At 61.8% G+C, this 21,829-nt stretch carries 20 protein-coding genes, 1 pseudogene and 1 riboswitch; of the genes and pseudogenes, 4 read left to right on the top strand and 17 right to left on the bottom strand.

From position 1 onward, the window contains the following. Positions 1-40: 40 nt before the first annotated feature. A pseudogene (locus ACIGDJ_RS23340) lies at positions 41-628 on the bottom strand (MFS transporter); the annotation flags it as partial. Between the two features lie 199 nt (positions 629-827). Here ACIGDJ_RS23340 and ACIGDJ_RS23345 point away from each other — a divergent pair. After that, positions 828-4,298: a NahK/ErcS family hybrid sensor histidine kinase/response regulator gene (locus ACIGDJ_RS23345; RefSeq protein WP_397479694.1), complete on the top strand. Its 3,471-nt coding sequence runs from the start codon at positions 828-830 to the stop codon at positions 4,296-4,298. A 446-nt stretch (positions 4,299-4,744) separates the two neighbouring features. Here ACIGDJ_RS23345 and rmuC read toward each other — a convergent pair whose 3' ends face one another. Together rmuC and ACIGDJ_RS23355 are read right to left on the bottom strand one after the other, a co-directional pair. Further along, positions 4,745-6,109: a DNA recombination protein RmuC gene (gene rmuC / locus ACIGDJ_RS23350; protein ID WP_178081178.1), complete on the bottom strand. Its 1,365-nt coding sequence runs from the start codon at positions 6,107-6,109 to the stop codon at positions 4,745-4,747. Between the two features lie 175 nt (positions 6,110-6,284). Then, positions 6,285-6,608 carry a sel1 repeat family protein gene (locus ACIGDJ_RS23355; RefSeq protein WP_313005997.1) on the bottom strand — a complete coding sequence of 108 codons (324 nt, stop codon included), beginning with the start codon at positions 6,606-6,608 and terminating at the stop codon, positions 6,285-6,287. A 908-nt stretch (positions 6,609-7,516) separates the two neighbouring features. On the opposite strand from ACIGDJ_RS23355, the gene ACIGDJ_RS23360 reads away from it, so the two are divergent. The 3 genes from ACIGDJ_RS23360 (at position 7,517) to ACIGDJ_RS23370 (ending at position 9,914) form a co-directional block, all read left to right on the top strand. Beyond that, positions 7,517-7,741: a hypothetical protein gene (locus tag ACIGDJ_RS23360; RefSeq protein WP_016773719.1), complete on the top strand. Its 225-nt coding sequence runs from the start codon at positions 7,517-7,519 to the stop codon at positions 7,739-7,741. A gap of 272 nt (positions 7,742-8,013) precedes the next feature. After that, positions 8,014-8,496 carry a hypothetical protein gene (locus tag ACIGDJ_RS23365; RefSeq protein WP_024012180.1) on the top strand — a complete coding sequence of 161 codons (483 nt, stop codon included), beginning with the start codon at positions 8,014-8,016 and terminating at the stop codon, positions 8,494-8,496. Between the two features lie 146 nt (positions 8,497-8,642). Next, the gene (locus tag ACIGDJ_RS23370; protein WP_313005993.1) at positions 8,643-9,914 is read left to right on the top strand and encodes an outer membrane protein transport protein; all 1,272 of its coding nucleotides are present in this window, start codon (positions 8,643-8,645) and stop codon (positions 9,912-9,914) included. Positions 9,915-10,025: 111 nt separating this feature from the next. Here ACIGDJ_RS23370 and ACIGDJ_RS23375 read toward each other — a convergent pair whose 3' ends face one another. The 14 genes from ACIGDJ_RS23375 to cobO form a co-directional block, all read right to left on the bottom strand. After that, on the bottom strand, positions 10,026-10,586 hold the full coding sequence (locus ACIGDJ_RS23375) for a glutathione peroxidase (RefSeq protein WP_101158719.1): 561 nt from the start codon (positions 10,584-10,586) through the stop codon (positions 10,026-10,028). 54 nt (positions 10,587-10,640) lie between these two features. Then, positions 10,641-10,763: a hypothetical protein gene (locus tag ACIGDJ_RS23380; RefSeq protein ID WP_256589799.1), complete on the bottom strand. Its 123-nt coding sequence runs from the start codon at positions 10,761-10,763 to the stop codon at positions 10,641-10,643. After that, a complete protein-coding gene (locus tag ACIGDJ_RS23385; protein ID WP_101158718.1) occupies positions 10,760-11,968 on the bottom strand; it encodes an MFS transporter in 1,209 nt (402 codons plus the stop codon). Before ACIGDJ_RS23385 ends, ACIGDJ_RS23380 begins: the two co-directional genes overlap by 4 nt. Positions 11,969-12,020: 52 nt before the next feature. Continuing rightward, on the bottom strand, positions 12,021-12,425 hold the full coding sequence (locus ACIGDJ_RS23390; RefSeq protein WP_101158717.1) for a MarR family winged helix-turn-helix transcriptional regulator: 405 nt from the start codon (positions 12,423-12,425) through the stop codon (positions 12,021-12,023). A gap of 108 nt (positions 12,426-12,533) precedes the next feature. Then, positions 12,534-13,256 (bottom strand): adenosylcobinamide-GDP ribazoletransferase, encoded by a 723-nt coding sequence (locus ACIGDJ_RS23395; protein WP_101158716.1) that lies wholly within the window; start codon positions 13,254-13,256, stop codon positions 12,534-12,536. A gap of 1 nt (position 13,257) precedes the next feature. Beyond that, positions 13,258-13,833 (bottom strand): alpha-ribazole phosphatase family protein, encoded by a 576-nt coding sequence (gene cobC / locus ACIGDJ_RS23400; protein WP_397479693.1) that lies wholly within the window; start codon positions 13,831-13,833, stop codon positions 13,258-13,260. Then, positions 13,830-14,885 (bottom strand): nicotinate-nucleotide--dimethylbenzimidazole phosphoribosyltransferase, encoded by a 1,056-nt coding sequence (gene cobT / locus ACIGDJ_RS23405; RefSeq protein ID WP_101158714.1) that lies wholly within the window; start codon positions 14,883-14,885, stop codon positions 13,830-13,832. Before cobT ends, cobC begins: the two co-directional genes overlap by 4 nt. Then, on the bottom strand, positions 14,882-15,403 hold the full coding sequence (cobU, locus tag ACIGDJ_RS23410) for a bifunctional adenosylcobinamide kinase/adenosylcobinamide-phosphate guanylyltransferase (RefSeq protein WP_101158713.1): 522 nt from the start codon (positions 15,401-15,403) through the stop codon (positions 14,882-14,884). The genes cobT and cobU overlap by 4 nt, the downstream gene beginning before the upstream one ends. Positions 15,404-15,523: 120 nt before the next feature. Then, positions 15,524-16,975, bottom strand: coding sequence for a cobyric acid synthase (locus ACIGDJ_RS23415; protein ID WP_313005976.1), 1,452 nt, complete (start codon positions 16,973-16,975; stop codon positions 15,524-15,526). Next, positions 16,972-17,964, bottom strand: a complete 993-nt coding sequence (gene cobD / locus ACIGDJ_RS23420; RefSeq protein WP_397479692.1) for a threonine-phosphate decarboxylase CobD — start codon at positions 17,962-17,964, stop codon at positions 16,972-16,974. The genes ACIGDJ_RS23415 and cobD overlap by 4 nt, the downstream gene beginning before the upstream one ends. Next, complete coding sequence (gene cbiB / locus ACIGDJ_RS23425; RefSeq protein ID WP_101158710.1) at positions 17,957-18,865, bottom strand: adenosylcobinamide-phosphate synthase CbiB; 909 nt, start codon at positions 18,863-18,865, stop codon at positions 17,957-17,959. The genes cobD and cbiB overlap by 8 nt, the downstream gene beginning before the upstream one ends. Beyond that, entirely contained in the window at positions 18,862-19,512 is a 651-nt protein-coding gene (gene bluB, locus ACIGDJ_RS23430) for a 5,6-dimethylbenzimidazole synthase (protein ID WP_101158709.1), read from the bottom strand. The genes cbiB and bluB overlap by 4 nt, the downstream gene beginning before the upstream one ends. After that, a complete protein-coding gene (locus ACIGDJ_RS23435) occupies positions 19,509-20,909 on the bottom strand; it encodes a cobyrinate a,c-diamide synthase (protein WP_101158708.1) in 1,401 nt (466 codons plus the stop codon). Before ACIGDJ_RS23435 ends, bluB begins: the two co-directional genes overlap by 4 nt. Next, the gene (cobO, locus tag ACIGDJ_RS23440) at positions 20,906-21,517 is read right to left on the bottom strand and encodes a cob(I)yrinic acid a,c-diamide adenosyltransferase (RefSeq protein ID WP_101158707.1); all 612 of its coding nucleotides are present in this window, start codon (positions 21,515-21,517) and stop codon (positions 20,906-20,908) included. The genes ACIGDJ_RS23435 and cobO overlap by 4 nt, the downstream gene beginning before the upstream one ends. 81 nt (positions 21,518-21,598) lie before the next feature. After that, positions 21,599-21,829, bottom strand: a riboswitch (cobalamin riboswitch).

Raw genomic sequence — 21,829 nt, forward strand, 5'->3', positions numbered from 1 at the left:
CGTGAAAGAAGTCGGCCAAGGCTAACCGAAACAGCGGCGTTTAAGGAGCGCGACACACGTTACAAACCTGTGGACGCAGACTGAGCAGCAGCGCGGTCACGGCCAGCACGATCAGCACCGCCCCGTAACCGTCGGTGGTCGCCAGCAACCCGAAGCTGCGCGCAATGTGTCCGGCAAGCAACGCCGGCAGACAGAACGCCAGATAACTGAGCACGTAATAAGCCGACATCAACCCGGCCCGTTCATGCGGCAAAGCCAATGGCACCAGGCTGCGTACCGCACCGAGGAAGCCCGAACCGAAGCCACAACCGGCGATCAGCGTGCCGAAGAAAAACAGCGACAGACTGGCGCCATGCACGCCGAGCAGAATCAGAATCAGCCCTACCGGCAGCAAACCTGCACCCAAGCGCAACGCCTGATTGGCCGGACGCTTGCGCATCGTGAAGATCATCAGCGCCCCGGTCACGGTCAGCGTCGCGACGGTCGCGCCACCGATCAGATTGGATGTCGAGCCAGTGGCCGTGCGGACCAACGAAGGCGCCAGCGAGGCGTAAAAACCACCGAGCGCCCAGGTTGCAGTGTTCAATGGCAACACCCGCCACAAGGTTGAACGCGCTTGCACTGGCACACATCAACATCAAAAGATCGCAGCGTGCCGCAGCTCCTACACGATTGCGCGCCGGGCAGTGTCAACGCACAAACGCAACGATCCATGCCTGCGACACCCCGCCACGCCACGACCTTGGTCGACACTGACTAACCGCCTCTCGCATGCGAGACTGTCCGCCCGGGCAGGAGTGCCCGGCGTCTTTTGTCGGGAGTGCTGCATGTCGTTGTCCACCGGGCTGATCGCCGTCGTTGCCCTGGCCTACATGGCCATCATGTTCGCTATCGCCTTCTACGGCGACCGTCGCAGCACACCATTGCCGCCGCGCGTGCGTGCCTGGGTATACAGCCTGTCGCTGGCCGTTTACTGCACCAGTTGGACATTCTTCGGCGCGGTCGGTCAGGCGGCGGAACAACTGTGGTCATTCCTGCCGATCTACCTCGGGCCGATCCTGCTGCTGGTCGGCGCGCCGTGGGTCCTGCAGAAAATGGTGATGATCAGCAAACAGGAGAACATCACCTCCATCGCCGACTTCATCGCCGCGCGCTACGGCAAATCGCAATCGCTGGCGGTGGTCGTGGCGCTGATCTGCCTGGTTGGCGTGTTGCCTTATATTGCCTTGCAGCTCAAAGGCATCGTCCTCGGCGTGAACCTGTTGATCGGCGCCGGCGCCGATGCCATGGGCACTCGCGCTCAGGACACCGCGCTGATCGTGTCGCTGGTGCTGGCATTGTTCACCATCGTTTTCGGCACGCGCAACCTCGACGCCACCGAACACCACCGAGGCATGGTGCTGGCGATCGCTTTCGAATCGCTGGTCAAGCTGTTCGCCTTTCTCGCCGTCGGCGCCTTCGTCACGTACGGCCTGTATGACGGTTTCGACGACCTGTTCAATCAGGCGATGCTCGCCCCGCGCCTTGAAGCCTATTGGAAAGAAACCATCAACTGGCCGTCGATGGTGGTGCAGACCGGCGTGGCGATGATGGCGATCATCTGCCTGCCTCGGCAATTTCACGTCACCGTGGTGGAGAACATTGATCCGCAGGATCTGCGCTTGGCGAAGTGGGTGTTCCCGGCCTACCTGGCTCTGGCCGCACTGTTTGTCGTCCCGATCGCTCTCGCCGGTCAGATGATGCTGCCCAGCCACGTGCTACCCGACTCGTTCGTGATCAGCCTGCCGCTGGCCCAGGCCCATCCGGCGCTGGCGATGCTGGCGTTTATCGGTGGCGCATCGGCAGCGACCGGCATGGTGATTGTCGCCAGCGTTGCGCTGTCGACCATGGTTTCCAACGACATGCTGTTGCCGTGGCTGCTGCGTCGTAATAACGCCGAGCGCCCGTTCGAAGTGTTCCGCCAGTGGATGCTCTCGGTGCGCCGGGTGAGCATCGTGGTGATCCTGCTGCTGGCCTACGTCAGTTATCGCTTGCTTGGCTCGACCGCGAGCCTGGCGACCATTGGCCAGATTGCCTTCGCGGCGGTGACGCAACTGGCACCGGCGATGCTCGGCGCGTTGTACTGGAAACAGGCAAATCGCCGTGGCGTGTTCGCCGGTCTGGCCACTGGCACTTTCCTCTGGTTCTACACGCTGGTGTTGCCGATTGCCGCGCACAGTCTCGGTTGGTCGCTGACGAGTTTCCCGGGGTTGGCGTGGCTGCACAGCAATCCGCTGAACCTGCCGATCACACCGTTGACCCAAGGGGTGGTGTTGTCGCTGGCTGGTAATTTCACGTTATTTGCCTGGGTCTCGGTGCTGTCGCGCACGCGGGTTTCGGAACATTGGCAGGCCGGGCGCTTTATTGGCCAGGAAATCAGCGAGCGGCCTAATGCTCGTTCGATGCTGGCAGTGCAGATCGACGATCTGCTGCAACTGGCGGCACGATTTGTCGGCGAAGAACGTGCGCGGCAAAGCTTCATTCGTTTCGCTTACCGCCAGGGCAAAGGCTTCAACCCCAACCAGAACGCCGACAGCGAATGGATTGCCCACACCGAACGTTTGCTCGCCGGTGTTCTTGGCGCTTCTTCGACGCGCGCCGTAGTAAAGGCCGCCATCGAAGGCCGGGAAATGCAGCTGGAGGACGTAGTCCGAATCGCTGACGAAGCCTCGGAAGTGCTGCAATTCAACCGCGCACTGCTGCAAGGCGCGATCGAAAACATCACGCAAGGCATCAGCGTGGTCGACCAATCGCTGAAACTGGTGGCGTGGAACCGGCGTTATCTGGAGCTGTTCAACTACCCCGACGGCCTGATCAGCGTCGGAAGGCCGATTGCCGACATCATTCGCTACAACGCCGAACGCGGTTTGTGCGGCCCCGGCGAAGCGGAAGTGCACGTTGCCCGGCGTCTGCACTGGATGCGTCAGGGCCGTGCGCACACTTCCGAACGGCTGTTCCCCAATGGTCGAGTGATCGAACTGATCGGCAACCCGATGCCCGGCGGCGGTTTCGTCATGAGTTTCACCGACATTACCGCGTTCCGCGAAGCCGAACAGGCGCTGACCGAGGCCAACGAAGGGCTGGAACAACGGGTCAGCGAGCGCACCCAGGAACTGTCGCAACTCAACGTCGCACTCACCGAAGCCAAGGGCAACGCCGAGACGGCCAACCAGTCGAAAACCCGCTTCCTCGCCGCCGTCAGCCATGACTTGATGCAGCCGCTGAACGCCGCGCGTCTGTTCTCCGCCGCCCTCTCCCATCAAAACGAAGGCTTGAGCGCAGAGGCGCAGCAGTTGGTGCAACACCTCGACAGCTCACTGCGTTCGGCGGAAGACCTGATCAGCGATCTGCTGGACATCTCGCGCCTGGAAAACGGCAAGATCAACCCTGATCGCAAAGCGTTTGCCGTCAATGAGCTGTTTGACACCCTCGGTGCCGAGTTCAAAGCGCTGGCGCAGGAGCAGAAACTGACGTTCCGCGTGCGGGGTAGCCAATTGCGCATCGACAGCGACATCAAGCTGCTGCGGCGGATTTTGCAGAACTTCCTCACCAACGCGTTCCGCTACGCCAAAGGCCCGGTGCTGCTGGGCGTGCGCCGGCGTGGCGACGAATTGTGTCTGGAAGTCTGGGATCGCGGCCCGGGTATTCCGGAAGACAAGCAGCAGGTGATTTTCGAAGAATTCAAACGCCTCGACAGCCACCAGACCCGCGCCGAGAAGGGCCTGGGTCTGGGGCTGGCGATCGCCGACGGCTTGTGCCGCGTGCTCGGGCATACCTTGCGCGTTCGCTCATGGCCGGGGCGCGGCAGTGTGTTCAGCGTGACGGTGCCCATTGCCCGTACGCAAACGCCTCCGGCAAGTGCCACCGTGGAACTAAACGGCAAACTGCTCAGCGGCGCGCAGGTGCTGTGCATCGATAACGAAGACAGCATTCTGATCGGCATGAACAGCCTGTTGAGCCGCTGGGGCTGCCAGGTGTGGACGGCGCGCAACCGCGAAGAATGCGCGGCGATACTGGCTGAAGGCGTGCGGCCGCAACTGGCGCTGGTCGACTATCACCTCGACCACGGCGACACTGGCACAGAGCTGATGGCGTGGTTGCGCACGCGGCTGGGCGAACCGGTGCCCGGCGTGGTCATCAGCGCAGATGGGCGCCCGGAGACCGTGGCCCAGGTGCACGCGGCGGGACTGGATTATCTGGCCAAACCGGTGAAGCCGGCGGCGTTGCGGGCACTGTTGAGTCGGTATTTGCCGCTGTAGAGGGTGCTCTTGCAGACGCCTTCGCGAGCAGGCTCGCTCCCACAGAAAAGCAAAAGCAAAAGCAAAAGATCGCAGCCTTCGGCAGCTCCTACACAATGAGCGCAAGCTCGAGTGCTTTTGATCTTGATTCACCGGCGACGTCGGAGGCTGAGTGGAGGGATTGATCCGGGCGTGGGAGCGCAGCGACCGTCTGGCGCAGCCAGACACAGCGCAAATAGGTGCAGCGAAGCAAACCGTAGCCGCTGCGCCCGGATCAGTCCCGGAGCGAAGGAACCCGAGCCTGCGAGGGCCGAACGCAGGAGCTAGCGTTTTTTGCTTATTTTTTTGGGGCCGGCATTCCGGGCGCTTGTAAAAAAGTAACTCGCCGTCAGGCGAAACCGCCAGCGGCCACGACCGCAGCAACGGATATGCCCCCAATCAGCCAGAAAAAAACGAGCCTGGGAATTTTACTCAGGCAACTCAACCAACCCATCAACATCCGTCATCGCCCGCTCCAGCAGATCCGCCGGCAAGCTCTTGCTCGCCCGCGCACCGAGCAACTTCAATTGCTCACTACGACTGACCAGATTGCCGCGCCCTTCTGTGAGCTTGTTACGCGCTGAGCTGTAAGCCTTGTCCAGTTGCTGCAGACGATTGCCCACTTCGTCCAGATCCTGAATAAACAACACGAACTTGTCGTACAGCCAGCCCGCGCGCTCGGCGATTTCCCGGGCGTTCTGGCTCTGCCGCTCCTGCTTCCACAGACTGTCGATCACCCGCAGCGTGGCCAGCAACGTGGTCGGGCTGACAATCACGATGTTGCGGTCAAAAGCTTCCTGAAACAGCGACGGTTCAGCCTGTAACGCCGCGGAAAATGCTGCCTCAATCGGTACGAACAGCAAAACGAAATCCAGGCTGTGCAAGCCTTCCAGACGTTTGTAATCCTTACCGGCCAGGCCTTTGACGTGATTGCGCAGCGACAGCACGTGCTGTTTGATTGCGATCTGCCCGAGGGTGTCGTCATCTGCCGCAACATATTGTTGATAAGCGGTGAGGCTGACCTTCGAATCGACCACCACCTGCTTGTCGCCGGGCAGGTAAATGATCACATCGGGCTGGAAGCGCTCGCCGTCCGGGCCTTTGAGATTGACCTGCGTCTGGTACTCGCGACCCTTTTCCAGACCAGCGTGCTCAAGAACGCGCTCGAGGATAAGTTCGCCCCAATTGCCCTGGGTTTTCTGACCCTTGAGCGCGCGGGTCAGATTGGTCGCTTCGTCGCTCAAACGCAGATTCAACGCCTGCAAACGCTCCAGCTCCTTGGCCAGCGAGAAACGCTCGCGGGCTTCAGCCTGATAGCTTTCTTCCACGCGTTTTTCAAAGGACTGGATGCGCTCTTTCAACGGATCGAGCAACTGTCCGAGCCGTTGTTGGCTGGTTTCGGCAAAGCGCTGCTCGCGGTCATCGAAGATCTTGCCGGCCAGTTCGGCGAACTGTGCACGCAACTCATCGCGCGAGCCCTGCAGATCGTTCAGGCGTTGTTGATGGCTTTCCTGTTGCTCACGCAGTTCGGCGCTGAGCGATGCCGCGTGAGCATCAAGACGGCGCAACTCAGCGTCCTTGTTGGCGCGTTCGAGGTTCCACGCGTGGGAAGCATCGCGGGCGTCATCACGCTCGATCTGCAGCAATTCGACTTCGCGCCGCAGGGCGGCAAGGTCTGCCTGCTTGGCAGCGTTGGCCTGGCCGAGGTCGGCAATTTCATCGCGGCTCGCTTCAAGCTGCGCGGTGAGGCCGTCCTGGGCCAGTTGCGCCATGGCCAGGCGCTCTTCGAGCAAGGCCAGATCGGCCTGGCCGCTGCTGGCCCGGCGTTGCAGTTGCCAGGCCAGCGCCAGCAGCGGCAACCCTGCTGCCGCAAGACCAAGCAATGCGCTGGTCAAGTCCATAGCCATAGCGACTCCTGCCAATCGGATAAAGCCTGAAGGTTAACCAAGGTGTCAGGCCTTGGACAGCTCAGTCTTCGATCAGACCGAGTTCCTGCTGCGCGCGTCGGTCACCGGCGCGGGCCGCCTGACGCAACAACTCCTGACCGATACGGCGGTCACGGGCGTTACCGCATTCACGACAAATCAACTGGCCGAGGCGGCTTTGCGCGGCGACAACGCCTTCCCGGGCCGGTTGTTTAAGCAGGCGCCCGGCAAGATGCTTGGCGCTCGGGCTGTCGCTCAGGCGCGGCGCATCGAGCAGCCACTCAGCCACGCGCACGGAGAAACGCTTGGGGGCGGTAGCAGAGGACGGGTTGGAGGTGACAGAGTCTGATACTGAGCGAAACTTCATAAAGCACTGCGGGACAGATCGGAAGGCGCGCCACTTTACTCTCTTTTTCTTACAGGTAAAGTCGAAAAAAACCCGGCACGCCCGTCCTAGAGCAAGCGCTAGGGACAATCCACAGAAGCTGTGGATAAGTCAGTGGACAACCGCCTTCCAATCCTCGCAAAGCCTTATGGAATGGGGCTCGCAGTCAAACTGACGATTTTTTCACCAACAAAAAAAGGCGATATTTTTCATTGACTTAAACTTTTCATACAGGCAGCGGCTGGAGTCAGGATTGATGTGACAGTTGCGTTACGCTCTGCGCAACCAATGTGCACAAGTACCTGTGAGCCGGTTATATGCACGCGCTTTTTCGAGTCGCTTTGCTCGGTTATCAAAGGTCAAGAGCGCTTATGAAAACGTGGGCGCCGACGGATGGTCAAACCCGACCACGGCCATTCGTCCTTTTTTTGAGCTGGAGTTTGCTTCGCCAGAAAGGATCCGTTACTATCCGCGGCGTTAGTACCAAGCTGAAAGTCAATTCCGGTCGAACATCTCCCACGGTCAACTTCCAACAGGAAGCCAGTGCCGAAAAAAGCGAGAACGACCCCTCGATGGTTTCCAGGTAAATCTTGCGACAACGCTGCCTTTGAATGAAAGCAAAGGGCGTTGCGAAGACCACTTACTCTGACCGAACCAACCTGCAAATTGATCAGGATCTTCACCCCGGGCCCAGAACCTTTGCCCTCGCTGTGATGCCTGTCCTCCTAAGTACCTACCTGCCAGCCCAAGCGCGCTCATTTATCAGCGCTTCAAACTGGCTGCTTTGTTCCAGTCGGGTTCTTCGTTTGATCAATGGTGATCAACGTTACTGGAACGTTTTAACGTTGCACGGTTCTTATCCGTGTCATTTGTAGGAACACCTAATAACTATGTCTACTCAAATCCAGACTCAGGATGCCATTCGCACCCTAACCAACGCTTTTGCTCCAATGAACTGCCTGATCATGGCCGCTCGCAAAGGCTGCTTCAGCTTCACCGTGGTCAATGAACACGGCATTGCTCGTCACAGCGAGCGTTTGTACCCCGATCAATACTCCAGCGCCGAACCGCTGCAGGCGGTGATCGAGCGTACACGTCAGGCACTGGTTGCCTGAAAGCCGGACAGGCTGCAAAAGCAAAGCCCTGCTGCAAAGCGGGGCTTTTTATTGCCTGATATTTCACTGTTAGCGCTGCGCTTCTAAGCATGTTCCGATCTAACGCCAGGAAAGCCATGGCACAAATATTTTAAAAACAAACCTTTACACGCTGAATATGACACTACACTTCAACTCAAGCGGCGTGACCCGCTTGCGGCGAGCCTGAGTCGATCCACCGCTGCCAAAGCCCCCTTCAGGACTCGCCCCCAACAACAAGAACCGAGGGTGTTATGGGTATCGCTGCCAGCGAACTGTGCCGCTATGTGATCCGTCCCACATTGATCTATCTGGGACGCCACTGCGCAACCGCCGAATCCCTGCTGCTGGGTATCGCTGCCAGCCAATCCGCCCTAGGCTCTGCCCTGCATGACCGCCGTGGCCACGGCCTCTACCGAATCGCCGAGCATCGCCACCAGGCGCTTTGGGATGATTACCTGGCGCTCGATCCGGAGCGCGCCAGCCTGGTGCGCGGCCTCGCCAGCCAGCATGCGTTTCTCAGCGGCCCGCATCTGGAACTGACCGTCAACCTGCGTTACGCCACTGCCATCGCCTGGCTGCTGGTGGAAGAACAGAACCCCACCCTCCCCGCGCCGACCGACCTGCTCGGCATGGCGCGCATCTGGCGCCAGACCTTCCAGCCGCAAGGCCGTTTGCGCGACTTCACCTATGCCTGGCAAACCTGTGTTTCACCGCTGAATCAGGTCGCTTGCTGACCGGGCGGTTTCACAAGTTCTCGCATCAGGCCGGCATTTTGGTCGGATTGTCCTACAAAACCGCTCTAACTCAAGGCATTCAGGCTATAGCGCTGGGACGAAAATGTTGGTAATTTTCGCCCCGGTGATCACCAGGAGTTCTAATAATGAAAAAAGTCATGCTCAAAACCACCCTTAGCCTCGCCGTTACCCTTGCCTCCACACACGTCTTCGCGGCAGGTTTTGCCCTCAACGAACAAAGCATCAGTGGGATGGGGACTGGTTTTGCCGGGCGATCTTCTTCTGCCGACGACGCAAGCACTGTTTATGGCAACCCGGCCGGCATGGCGCGCATCAAGCGCGAACAGGTCACCGGCGGCGTCGCCCTGGTCGACGCGCATACCGATATCAGCGATACCAGCTCCAGCCCTAATGGCGGCAGCAACAAGGGCGACATGGTGCCCCTCACCGCCGTACCGATGGGCTTTTATGTAAAACCGATCGATGATCACTGGGCATTCGGTCTCGGCGTGTATGTACCGTTCGGCCTGATCACGGATTATGAAAACGGCTTCGCCGGCCGTTATTTCGGCAGCAAATCCGAAGTGCAGGTCATCACCTTCCAGCCGACCGTCAGCTACGCCTTCAACGACAAGGTATCGATCGGTTTCGGCCCCACCATCAACCGCATCGACGGCTCGCTGGAATCCAACCTGTCGATTACCCAGGCACTGCCGGATGGCAAGGTCAAGATCAAGGGTGACGACACCGCGCTGGGCTATAACGTCGGCTTGCTGGTCCAGGCCACCGACACCACGCGTGTGGGCCTGACTTATCACTCAAAAGTCGACTACAAGCTCGAAGGCAACACCAAGGTCAATTACAACGCGCTGGCGCTCGTGGGCGTTGGCGCCAGTCAGAAGTACGACGCTTCGCTGAAGATCACCACGCCGGAATCCGTGGACCTGTCGGTCACTCAGGCGATCAACGATCGCTGGAATGTCTACGCCGGTACCACCTGGACCCGCTGGAGCCAGCTGGACAAGATCACCGTGAAGAACTCCGGTGTGCAGCCTCTGCTTGCCAGTCAGTTCGGTACGATCAATGAAGACCAGAACTGGCATGACTCGTGGGCCTACGCCGTGGGTACCTCGTATCAGCTGAACAAGGAATGGGTACTGCGTACCGGTCTGACCTTCGACCAGTCGCCAACCAATAACGAAGACCGCTCGCCGCGCATCCCGACTGGCGACCGCACCATCTTCAGTATCGGTGCCGGCTGGAGCCCGACCGACGACCTGACCATCGACGTCGCGTACTCGTACCTGAAAGAAGAGTCGGTCAACATTCGCAACGAAAACAACCGTGGCCAGACCTACGATGCCAAGTATGAAAACTCGGCAAACGGCTTCGGTGTCGGCGCGACTTACCGCTTCTGATGCACCTTGGCGAGGTTAACCCCTCGCCTCCAAAAAAGCCCCGCTCTCTTCGCAGAGGCGGGGCTTTTTCATGCCTGAAATCCGTACAACGTGCAGGATCATCACAAGGCGTCAGGGCTTCAGCGGTTTCGACGCGATTGCCTTCTCGATCGCGGCGATAAACTCGGGGTCATCCGGTTTGGTCAAACTGGAAAAATTCGCCACCACCTTGCCCTGCCGGTCGACCACGTACTTGTAGAAATTCCACTTCGGCGCATTGCTTTGCGCGGCCAGCACCTGGAACAGATGGGTGGCGTCGTCGCCGCGAACTTTCTGCGGCTCGGTCATGTTGAAGGTCACGCCGTAGTTGGCGTAGCAGACCTTGGCCGTTTCCACGCTATCCTTGGACTCCTGCTTGAAGTCATTCGACGGCACGCCAAGCATTTCCAGCCCTTGCGCCTTGTAGCGTTTGTTCAGCGCTTCAAGTCCTTCGAACTGCGGGGCGAAACCGCAGAAGCTGGCGGTATTGACTACCACCAGTGGCTTGTCGGCGTACTGCTTGCACAGATCGATGGATTCCCTGGCGCGCAACTTCGGCAGCGAGCCTTGCAGCAGCTCCGGACATTCGCCAGCCTGAGCCAGACCAGTCAACGCCATCAGCAACGCGGGAACAGCACACCAGCGCATCAACATGTCGAAATCCTTAGGCAGTCATCAAGGTTTCGACGTTACTCGCCACGCTGCCATCTAGCAAATGCTCATGCCCAACTGCATCAGCGCCAGACCGCCGCGCTGCCAGCCCCACCACACCAGCGCCAGCAGCGCCGCCGCCAGTGCGGCAATGGCGAACCGCGTGCCGATCCGGCTCATGCTGCGCTCGCCGCAGCTTGCAGCCGCGCCACCGGACGCTCGCGCACCGGCCAGTTCAGCGCTGCCGCCAGCAGGCTCAAGACAACCGCTACTTGCCAGATCAATTCATAACTCCCGGTCCGGTCGTACACAACCCCGCCCAGCCAGCCCCCCAGGAACGAGCCGAGCTGATGGAAAAGAAAGACGATGCCACCGAGCATGGACAAATTGCGCACGCCGAACAAGGTTGCCACCGTACCGTTGGTCAGCGGCACCGTCGAGAGCCACAGGAACCCCATGGCCATGCCGAACAGATACGCCGACGTGGTCGTCACCGGCAACCACAGGAACAGCACGATCACCACTGCGCGCAACAGATACAAGGCAGTCAGCAGGCGCGGTTTGGACATGCGCCCGCCGAGCCAGCCGGCGGTATAAGTACCGAAGATGTTGAACAACCCGATCAACGCCAGCACTGTGGTGCCGACGCTCGCCGGCAGATGCTGATCGACCAGATACGCTGGCAAGTGCACGCCAATGAACACCACCTGAAAACCGCAGACAAAAAAGCCGAACGCCAGCAGCCAGAAACCGGAGTGCGAACAAGCTTCGCGCAGCGCTTCGGAAAGAGTCTGTTCATGGCCAAGCACCGGCAGCGGTTTGTCCTTGAGCATGCTCACCAGCGGCACGATCATCGCCACCAGCAGGCCCAACACCAACAGCGCCGCCGACCAGCCGAGCCAACCGATCAACCCGAGAGTACCCGGCAGCATGGCGAACTGGCCGAACGAACCGGCGGCACTGGCTATGCCCATGCCCATGCTGCGTTTGTCGGCCGGTACGGCGCGGCCGACCACACCGAGGATCACCGAGAACGAAGTGCCGGACAAACCGATGCCGATCAACAGGCCGGCGCTCAATGACAGGCTCAGCGGCGAATCGGCCAGACCCATGCAGACCAGGCCCAGCGCATACAGCACACCGCCAATCAGCACCACTTTCGCCGCACCGAAGCGGTCGGCCAGCGCGCCGGTAAACGGTTGCGCCAGGCCCCAGATCAGGTTTTGCAGGGCGATGGCAAAGGCAAAGACTTCGCGCCCCCAGCCGAATTGCGCGCTCATTGGCGACAGGAACAGACCAAATCCATGGCGCACACCCAATGACAACGCCAGGATCAGCGCACTCCCCAGCAACACCCAACCGCACGTACGCCACATCGTTGTCATTATTGTTCTCCGGTCGCGGGTATATACCCGCTTGGGCTCGAGCAAACTGGCGTCAGGCCAGTTCGTCGAGCAGTTTGAGCAAGGTTTCGCGCTTCTCGACACCGAGACGGTCGATCAGCCGCTGTTGCGCCGCTTCCCACGCTGGCAATGCCGCCGCCAGGCGCTGCACACCGGTTTCGGTGAGACGCACGATGCGGTTGCGCATGTCCTCGCCTTCGGCCAGCGCCACCAGACCTTCGCCCTCGAGCACGCGCAAATTGCGCCCGAGCGTGCTGCGATCCAGGCCCATGGCCTCGGCCAGTTCGGAAATGCTCGGCTGCTCCAGGCGCTGCAGATTGCACAGCAGAGAATACTGGGCAACGTTGATCCCGAAGCCGTCGAGAGCGCCGTCGTAATGCCTGCTGACGCCACGCGCGGCGCGACGCAGATTGGTGCACAAACACTGAGAAGGAAGCATGATGCGTGTATATACCCGCGACTGTGTTAAATCAAGTTACAGATGACCACACCCATAACATTTGTGGTGCCTGCTCGCGAAGAGGCCAGCATCATCAACGCAAATCTTTCAGACCAAAGCGAGGCCGACCAACACCCCCATCTCCAGCAATTCCAGCAATGCCCCCGCCGTGTCCCCGGTAGCCCCGCCCAACCGCCGCATCATCATCCGCCGCAGCCAGACAAACACACCCAGCGAAATCAGCACCGCGCCGAAGCCGGCGATCAGCGCGCATCCCAAGGCACTCAACCCCAGCATCCACCACCCCGCTTTACGCGGCAGATGATCGGCCAGCGCCTGCCCCAAACCACCCGCACGCACATACGGCGTAGTCAGAAACAACCCCAACAGCCCCGCTCGCCCAAGCACCGGCACGATGATGAGCGCCAAGGTATGCCCTTGTTCGATCAGCGCCAGCAGTGCGGCGAATTTCAACAACAACACCAGCACCAGCGTGACCACCGCAATCGGCCCGCTGCGTGGATCCTTCATGATCGTCAGCGTGCGCTCGCGATCACCGAAGCCGCCGAGCCAGGCATCGGCGCTATCCGCCAGGCCATCGAGATGCAATGCGCCGCTGAGCCATACCCACACAGTCAATAACAGTGCCGCATGCAGCAACAACGGAGCGCCGAATAACAACAGATGCATCGCATAGAGGACCAGCCCGAACAACAACCCCACCAGCGGATAAAACAGCAACGACCGCCCCAGCTGTTGCGGTTCGGGCATGCCCGGCAGGCGAATCGGCAGGCTGCTGAGAAACTGCAAGGCGATCCACAGCGGCAACATGTCAGTAACCTTCCTTGAGCATGCCGTCAGCCGCGACGGTCAGTGCGAACAGTGCGCCGTGGCCGACTTCGACATTGAGCAGCTGCTCGCGCGGCAGCCCTCGCGCCTGCGTGAGCAACAAGCGCATCACGCCGCCGTGGCTGACCAGCAGAATCCGCTCACCGGAGTAGGCCGCGTGCAGACGCGACACCGCCGCCAGGACCCGCGCGGAAAACTCGCTGACCGGCTCACCCTGCGGTGGCGTAAATCCATAGGGATCAGCCCAGAACAGCCCCAGCGCTTCGGCATCGGTTTCCATCAACGCCGCCGCGCTCTGCCCTTCCCACGCGCCGAAATGCAGCTCTTGCAGATCCTTGTCCAGATGCACCGACAGGTTCAATCGCTCACCGAGTTCGGCGGCAAAGCGCGCGCAACGCTGCAATGGCGAGCTGACAATGCGATCCCACGGCCCGCCTTCAACCACCGCTGCACGCATCTGCGCCCAGCCGTTTGCGGTCAGCGCGTCGTCGAGGCTGCCGCGCAGGCCGCCGCCCAGTTCCGTTTCACCGTGGCGCAGCAGATCCAGGCGCAGGCTCATGCCGGGCGATCCGCTACGGCCGCTTCAGCGAACGTCGCCATCTGCCCGTGCAGGTCACACGCCAGGCGCAACAACGGCACTGCCAACGCCGCGCCACTGCCCTCGCCCAAGCGCAGGCCGAGGTCCAGCAACGGTTCAGCGCTGAGCGTTTCCAGCACATGGCGATGGCCCGGCTCGGCGCCGCGATGGCCGAACAACAGCCACTGGCTACAGGCCGGATTCAGGCGCACCGCGACCAGCGCCGCGACCGTGCAGATGAAACCGTCGACCAGTACCGCAATGCCTTCCTGCGCGCAGGCCAGATAAGCGCCGACCAACGCGGCAATCTCGAAACCGCCGAGGTTGAACAGCGTCTGCAAGGCATCGCCACGCTGCGCACCATGCAACGCCAGCGCGCGTTCGATCACTTGCGCCTTGCGACTGACGCCAGCGGCATTCAGCCCAGTGCCCGGACCGGTGAGGTGCGCCACCGGGCAATCGAGCAACGCGCAGGCCAGCGCACTGGCGGCGGTAGTGTTGCCGATGCCCATTTCGCCGCCGATGAACAACTGCGCACCGGCAGCCTTGGCGCGTAACACGCTGTCGCGGCCCGCCTGCAAGGCCAATTCGCCCTGGGCCGGATTCATCGCTGAGCCCTGAACGAAATTCGCCGTTCCCGGGCCAATGTTCATGTGCCGCACGCCGGGCAGATTCAGCGCTGGATTCACTGTGCCCAGATCGACCACTTCCAGTTGCGCGCCGAGTTGACGCGCCAGCACGCTGATCGCCGCGCCGCCGCTGACGAAATTGAGCAGCATCTGTCCGGTGACTTCCTGCGGATAAGCCGAAACCCCCTCCGACACCACGCCGTGATCGCCAGCGAAAATCGCGATCCAGATGTGCTCCAGCGTTGGCTTGGGCTGACCTTGCAAGCCGGCCAGTTGCACGGCCACCGATTCAAGGCGTCCCAGCGAACCGGCCGGTTTGGTCAATTGCTGCTGGCGCTCGGTCGCTTGCGCAACGATCTCGGCATTCACGGATTTGCATGGGTTCAGCCACCAGGTCGGGCTCATAACGCAGGTCCTTTCAAAGTCAGGGGCAGGCCGGCGACGGTCAGCACAACTCGCTGACAGCGCTCGGCCAGAGCTTGGTGCAGCCAACCGGCTTCATCGACATAACGACGAGTCAGTTCGCCCAGCGGCACGACCCCCATTCCGGTCTCGTTGCTGACGAAAATGATCTCGCCTGGCAGCGCGGCCAGGCAGTCAATCAAGGCTTCACGCTCGGCGGCGAGACGTTCGGCGTCGTCGAGCATCAGCAGATTGGTCAGCCACAGCGTCAGGCAATCGACCAGCACGCAGCACTCGGCGCCAGCGGATTCGCGCAGCACGCGGGCCAGTTCCAGTGGCTCTTCAATCAATGCCCAGTCGGCCGGGCGGCGTGCGCGGTGATGGGCGACGCGTTGGTTCATTTCGCCGTCGAGCGGTTGGCTGGTGGCGATGTAGGTGACCGCCAGATGGCTGTCACTGGCGAGTTTTTCCGCCAGACGACTCTTGCCGGAGCGGGCGCCGCCGAGGATCAGTTGGAGCATGGGTTCATCCAAAAATGTGTGGTGAGGCAACCGGCCCCTTCGCGGGCAAGCCCGCTCCCACAGTTGATCGCATTTTCCTGTGGGAGCGAGCCTGCTCGCGAAAGGGCCAGCCCAGACAACTCAAATCCCGCAGAGCTGACGCAACAGCCCGGTATCCAGATGCTTCTCCACCAGATCCGCCAGCCGCTCGATATCGCGCTCGCGCAAGCCGTGGTAATCGACCTCCTGCACGTCGCTCAACCCGGCCCAGCGCAACAACGCCGCACTCGCCTCGGGGGATTCGAACAAACCATGCAGATAGGTACCGAACACCTGGCCATCAGCACTCTGCGCGCCATCGCAACGTCCGTCGTCCAGTTGCACGGCCGCGTTTTCCAGCGCCGGTCCGGTGGTCACCCCGGCATGAATTTCATAACCGCTGACTGCGGCGTTTTCCAACGCCAGCCGCCCGTGCACGTTGCGCAGTTGCTTCTCGGCTTCGAGTTGCGTTTCGAACGCCAGCAGACCCAGACCGGCGCTGGAGCCAGCAGCGCCTTCGAGGCCGAGCGGATCATGCACGTGCTCACCAAGCATTTGCAGACCGCCGCAAATCCCCAGCACCTTGCCGCCGTAACGCAGATGCCGATTGATTGCCGCGTCCCAGCCATTGGCGCGCAGATAAGCCAGATCACTGCGCACGCTTTTCGAGCCCGGCAGGATGATCAGATCGGCGGCAGGAATCGCCTGCCCCGGGCCGACGAATTGCAGATCGACCTGCGGATGCAGACGCAGCGGGTCGAAGTCGGTGTGATTGCTGATGCGCGGCAGCACCGGCACCACCACTTTCAACACTCGCTCGGCCTTGTCGGTCTGGCGTTGGTCGATGCCGTCCTCGGCCTCAAGGTGCAGATCCATCACGTAGGGCAACACGCCCACCACCGGTTTGCCGGTGCGCTGTTCCAGCCAGTCGAGGCCCGGTTGCAGCAAAGCGATATCGCCGCGAAAACGGTTGATGATGAAGCCTTTGACCCGCGCCTGTTCGCTCGGTGAAAGCAGTTCCAGCGTGCCGACCAAATGGGCAAACACCCCACCGCGATTGATGTCAGCGATCAGTAGCACCGGGCAATCGACCGCCTCGGCAAAGCCCATGTTGGCAATGTCGCCGGCGCGCAGATTGATCTCCGCCGGCGAACCGGCGCCTTCGACTATCACCAGCGGATACGCCGCGCTGAGCCGCGCATGGGAAGCGAGCACCGCTTGCATCGCGATGGCCTTGTAATCGTGATAAGCGACGGCATTCATCGTCGTCACCGCGCGGCCATGAATGATCACTTGCGCGCCGGTGTCACTGTTGGGCTTTAGCAGCACCGGGTTCATGTCAGTGTGCGGTTCAAGGCCGGCCGCCTGCGCCTGCACCGCTTGAGCGCGACCGATCTCGCCGCCGTCAGCGGTCACTGCGCTGTTGAGCGCCATGTTCTGCGGTTTGAACGGCACCACCGCCACGCCTTGGCGAGTGGCCCAGCGGCACAACGCCGTGACCAGCGTGCTCTTGCCGGCATCGGACGTGGTGCCTTGCACCATCAGAGTGGTCATGAATTGTCCTTGGCGAACGCTTGCAACGCCTGTTCGAGGCGCAGCTCTTGCGTGGCATCGGCAGGCAGGCCGAAACGCACACTGCTGTTGTGAATGAAGAGGCGCAGGAGGATGCCGCGCCGGGCGAGGAACTCGTGCAGCGCTTCGGCGCGCTCGGTGATCAGCCACTGAAACAGCGCGCAGCCACCCTGCGGGGCGAAGCCGCAACGGGTCAGCAGCGCCGCCAGCCGTTCGCTCGCTTCATCGCTGCGAATCCGCTGACGGGTATGACCCTCGGTGTCTTGCAGGCACGCCGTACCGAGCACCCGCGTCGGCCCGCTCACGGCCCACGGCCCGACCTGTTCGGCGAGCAGTTTGAGCAACTTGCGCTCGGCCAGCACAAAGCCGAGGCGCACCCCGGCCAGACCGAAAAACTTGCCGAACGAACGCAACACCACCAACCCGACCTGATGCGCATAGGGCGCCAAACTCAGTTGCGGCGTGTTGTCCATAAACGCTTCGTCGACCACCAGCCAGCCACCGCGTTGCGCCAACCGCGCATGCCAGTCGAGCAGGCGCGCCGGGGTCAGCCTCAGGCCGGTCGGATTGTTCGGGTTGACCACCACCAGCACATCGAGGCTGTCGAGAAAGAACTCGACTTCCTGCTCGAGCACTTCCCGGACGATATAACCGCTGCGCCGCCAGGCTTCGGCGTGCTCGGCATAGCACGGCGACAATACGCCAACCTTGCCGGCCCGGCGCAGGCGCGGCAGCAGCTGGATGGCCATTTGCGAGCCGGCCACCGGCAACACCTGCGCCGCGCCGTAGTAGTCGCAGGCAGCCTGCTCCAGTCCGTCGTCGGTTTCCGGCAGGCGTGCCCAGGCGCGCAGCGGGATCTCGGGGATCGGGAACGGCCACGGCGCGAGGCCGCTGGACAGGTCGAGCCAGTCGGCCTCGACGATCCCGTAATCGAGTGCAGCCTTGCGCAACCGGCCACCGTGCTCAAGCATAAAATTGCGCCCCCAGGCAAAGCATCAGCAGCCACAACCATACGCCGCGCTGGACCAATTGCCAGCCACGGTCGATGGAATCGGCATCGGCCGGCGCACCTTCGCCCAGTTGCGGGCGCTCGTGCAGTTCGCCGTGATAGATCGCCGGGCCGCCCAACTCGACGCCCAGCGCGCCGGCACCCGCCGCCATCACTGGGCCGGCGTTGGGGCTGTCCCATTTTGGCGCCTGGGTACGCCAGCACCTCAGTGCGAGTCGGGTTTTGCCCAGTAGCGCGTAGGTCAACGCCACCAGACGCGCAGGAATGTAATTGAGCAAGTCGTCGATTTTCGCTGCCGCCCAGCCGAAACGTTCGAAGCGTTCGTTGCGATAACCCCACATCGCATCGAGGGTATTGCTCAGTCGATAGAGCACCACGCCCGGTGCTCCGGCGACGACAAACCAGAACAGCGCGGCGAACACCGCATCGCTGCCGTTCTCCAGCACCGACTCCGTGGCGGCGCGGGCAACGGCGTTGCCGTCGAGTTCATCGGTCTGGCGGCTGACCAGGTATCCGACGCGCTTGCGCGCCTCGTCCAGATCATTGGCGCGCAACGCCGCTGCGACCGGCGCGACATGTTCGCCGAGGCTGCGCATGCCGAGGGCGCAGTACAGCGCGAGAATTTCGACAATCCAGCCCACGTAAGGCGCCCAGGAAAATGCCGTGGCGAGCAAGGTCAGGGGGAGCACCGCGAGTACCCACGCCGTCACGCCATGGCTGCGCCAGCCACGACCGCCGGCGTTGAAGCGTTGCTCGATGCGCCCGGCGAAATTGCCGAACGCCACCAGCGGATGCCAGCGTTTCGGTTCACCTAGCAGCGCATCCAGCGCTACCGCGGCGACACTCAGCAACGCCACACTCATTGACTCACTCCCCAATAATTTTCGTACAGCAACTCGTTCAGCGGCCGCGCCTGCGCCCAGCCTTCAAGCACCAGCATCGGCGCCGGATAGAATTCCTTGACCGGGCCCAGACACAACACCGCCAGCGGCTTGGCACCGGCCGGCAGCTTGAGCAAATCCGCCAAGGCTTGCGGTTCGAACAGCGAGACCCAGCCCATGCCCAGGCCTTCGGCACGGGAGGCCAGCCATAGATTCTGGATCGCGCAGGACAACGAGGCCATGTCCATTTCCGGCAACGTGCGCCGGCCGAAGATGTGCTTTTCGCGGTCGTCCATCAGCGCCGCGACCAATACTTCAGCGCAATCGTTGATGCCTTCGACCTTGAGTTGCATGAACTCATCGCTGCGCTCGCCGAGAGCTTCGGCGGTGCGCACGCGTTCTTCCTCGACCAGATCGCGGATCTGCCCGCGCAGGCTGCGGTCGCTGATGCGGATGAAGCGCCAGGGCTGCATCAGACCGACGCTTGGAGCTTGATGAGCGGCTTCCAATAAACGTCGCAGCAGCTGCGGTTCAACGCTGCCACCAGTGAAGTGGCGCATGTCGCGGCGTTCGGCGATGGCCTTGTAGACCGCTGCGCGTTCAGCTTCGGAGAATGTGTTGTCGGTCATGGCCTCTTCGCGAGCAGGCTCGCTCCCACAGGGGATCTCATTTCTTCAGGAAGCTCACCATTCAATGTGGGAGCGAGCTGGCTCGCGAAGACGGCCTCACGGTCGGGCGCAAACAACGCAGCAATCGCGGTCGGATTCGACGGGAAATAAAAGTGCACATAAGAAGCCGTCATCCGCCCCTCACGATAAACCGCCTCAGCGCCACGCCCGCCATTCGGGCTCAAGCCCCGGGCAATCGGCGCCAGCTCAGTGGTGGTCAGCGAATGATGATACGTATGCCCTCGCAAAGAACCTTCCGGCAACTCGACCGCCTGCAACGCCAGCGCCGCAAGACGCTTCTGCATCACCGCATCGCCCTTGAGCAAACCAACCAGTTCAGCACGGGTGCCTTCGACATCAGTCAACGAATCGAGCAGATAAAGCATTCCGCCACATTCGGCGAGCAACGGCTTGCCCGCCGCATGGTGCGCGCGGATCGCTGCAAGCATCGAGGTGTTTTGCGCCAGCGCGACGTGATGCAGCTCCGGATAACCGCCCGGCAGATAGAGGCTGTCTGCGTCGGGCAATTGCGTGTCGCGGATTGGCGAGAAGAAATGCAGCTCGGCGCCCATCGCCCGCAGCAGATCGAGGCTCGCGCCATAGGTAAAGGCAAACGCTTCATCACGAGCCACGGCGATGCGCACACCTCTTAATAGAGGCTCGGCGGCGATGACGTCAGGCGCAGCGAATTCCACGGCCGGTGGCAGCGCGACCTGGCAGCTGCTGGCCAGCGCATCGGCGGCCGCATCGAGGCGTACATCAAGGTCATTCAATTCGCCGGCCTGGACCAGGCCGAGGTGGCGGCTCGGCAACTCGATGCCAGTCTCGCGAGACAGCGCGCCGTACCAGCGCAGTCCTTCGGTGAGGCTGCCTTCGAGCAATTGCGCGTGGCGCAAGGTGCCGACGCGGTTGGCCAGCACGCCAGCGAACGGCAAGTCCGGCTGATACTTCGCCAGGCCCAGCGCCAAGGCGCCGAAGGTCTGCGCCATCGCAGTGCCGTCGATCACCCCGAGCACCGGCACACCGAAATGACGCGCCAGGTCAGCGCTGGACGGCGTGCCGTCGAACAAGCCCATCACGCCCTCGATCAGAATCAGGTCCGCCTCGGCCGCAGCTTCCCACAACAACCGGCGACTTTCCTGCTCGCCGACCATCCACATGTCCAATTGATATACCGGCGCACCGCTGGCGCGCTCGAGGATCATCGGGTCGAGAAAGTCCGGGCCGCATTTGAACACGCGGACCTTGCGTCCCTGGTTGCGATGCAAACGAGCGAGCGCGGCGGTGACGGTGGTCTTGCCCTGACCGGAGGCCGGCGCGGCGATCAGCACCGCCGGGCAGTGACGTGGTTGCTTCAAAGTTCGACGCCTTTCTGCGCTTTGATGCCGGCCTGGAAGGCGTGTTTGAGCATGCCCATCTCGGTGACCGTGTCGCCCATCTCGATCATTTCCGGCTTGGCGCCGCGACCGGTGACGACCACATGCTGCATCGGCGGACGTGCCTGCAGATCACTGAGCACCTGATCCAGATCGAGGTAGCCATGCTTGAGCGCGATGTTCAACTCATCGAGCACCACCAGACCGATCGCCGGGTCGCGCAACAATTCGCGGGAGACTTCCCAAGCCGCGGTCGCAGCGGCGATGTCGCGCTGACGATCCTGGGTTTCCCAGGTGAAGCCTTCGCCCATGACGTGGAAACGCACCTGCTCGGGGAAGCGGCGGAAGAACAATTCTTCGCCGGTGCTGTTGCGGCCCTTGATGAACTGCACCACACCGCATTGCATGCCGTGGCCCATGGCGCGGGCGAGCATGCCGAACGCCGAGCTGCTCTTGCCTTTGCCATTGCCGGTCAGCACCAGTACCAAGCCACATTCGTCGGGCGAATTGGCGATGCGTTCGTCGATCACGGCTTTCTTGCGCTGCATGCGCGCCAGATGGCGTTCGTCGCGCTCGGGGGAATCGTTCATTGGGGAGCTCTCCGTTGAGGCTGGATAACGGCGGGCAGGCACAAGAATAGACGGCAAGAAGCCTGGCATCGCCCACCGTGATGCCGCTGAGATGGATCAGGCCGGTCTCCGGGCTCATGAGCGGCGTTTCGCCGGGCTGCGCGCCTTCCCGCTTCTTTCGAGGCAGTGGCTCAAGGCGCAGTTTTCACTCATTTACCGTTGCGGGGGCAGCGCCGGGATCGTCGTGGCTTCGCTTGAAGACCATCCTCACCGGCTTCCCTGTTTCACTCTGTCGACGCGGGGCCACAGAGCACCTGAAACAAGCGGCGAAGG

This window comes from Pseudomonas sp. NPDC079367 (genome assembly GCF_044542195.1).
Taxonomy (GTDB): Bacteria; Pseudomonadota; Gammaproteobacteria; order Pseudomonadales; family Pseudomonadaceae; genus Aquipseudomonas.

Excerpts from the sequence above, each read along its gene's own strand:
- ACIGDJ_RS23345 (WP_397479694.1), top strand. The coding sequence starts at position 828 with ATGTCGTTGTCCACCGGGCTGATCGCCGTCGTTGCCCTGGCCTACATG.
- ACIGDJ_RS23355 (WP_313005997.1), bottom strand. The coding sequence starts at position 6,608 with ATGAAGTTTCGCTCAGTATCAGACTCTGTCACCTCCAACCCGTCCTCT.
- ACIGDJ_RS23360 (WP_016773719.1), top strand. The coding sequence starts at position 7,517 with ATGTCTACTCAAATCCAGACTCAGGATGCCATTCGCACCCTAACCAAC.
- ACIGDJ_RS23365 (WP_024012180.1), top strand. The coding sequence starts at position 8,014 with ATGGGTATCGCTGCCAGCGAACTGTGCCGCTATGTGATCCGTCCCACA.
- ACIGDJ_RS23370 (WP_313005993.1), top strand. The coding sequence starts at position 8,643 with ATGAAAAAAGTCATGCTCAAAACCACCCTTAGCCTCGCCGTTACCCTT.
- ACIGDJ_RS23375 (WP_101158719.1), bottom strand. The coding sequence starts at position 10,586 with ATGTTGATGCGCTGGTGTGCTGTTCCCGCGTTGCTGATGGCGTTGACT.
- ACIGDJ_RS23380 (WP_256589799.1), bottom strand. The coding sequence starts at position 10,763 with ATGAGCCGGATCGGCACGCGGTTCGCCATTGCCGCACTGGCGGCGGCG.
- ACIGDJ_RS23385 (WP_101158718.1), bottom strand. The coding sequence starts at position 11,968 with ATGACAACGATGTGGCGTACGTGCGGTTGGGTGTTGCTGGGGAGTGCG.
- ACIGDJ_RS23390 (WP_101158717.1), bottom strand. The coding sequence starts at position 12,425 with ATGCTTCCTTCTCAGTGTTTGTGCACCAATCTGCGTCGCGCCGCGCGT.
- ACIGDJ_RS23395 (WP_101158716.1), bottom strand. The coding sequence starts at position 13,256 with ATGTTGCCGCTGTGGATCGCCTTGCAGTTTCTCAGCAGCCTGCCGATT.
- cobC (WP_397479693.1), bottom strand. The coding sequence starts at position 13,833 with ATGAGCCTGCGCCTGGATCTGCTGCGCCACGGTGAAACGGAACTGGGC.
- cobT (WP_101158714.1), bottom strand. The coding sequence starts at position 14,885 with ATGAGCCCGACCTGGTGGCTGAACCCATGCAAATCCGTGAATGCCGAG.
- cobU (WP_101158713.1), bottom strand. The coding sequence starts at position 15,403 with ATGCTCCAACTGATCCTCGGCGGCGCCCGCTCCGGCAAGAGTCGTCTG.
- ACIGDJ_RS23415 (WP_313005976.1), bottom strand. The coding sequence starts at position 16,975 with ATGACCACTCTGATGGTGCAAGGCACCACGTCCGATGCCGGCAAGAGC.
- cobD (WP_397479692.1), bottom strand. The coding sequence starts at position 17,964 with ATGCTTGAGCACGGTGGCCGGTTGCGCAAGGCTGCACTCGATTACGGG.
- cbiB (WP_101158710.1), bottom strand. The coding sequence starts at position 18,865 with ATGAGTGTGGCGTTGCTGAGTGTCGCCGCGGTAGCGCTGGATGCGCTG.
- bluB (WP_101158709.1), bottom strand. The coding sequence starts at position 19,512 with ATGACCGACAACACATTCTCCGAAGCTGAACGCGCAGCGGTCTACAAG.
- cobO (WP_101158707.1), bottom strand. The coding sequence starts at position 21,517 with ATGAACGATTCCCCCGAGCGCGACGAACGCCATCTGGCGCGCATGCAG.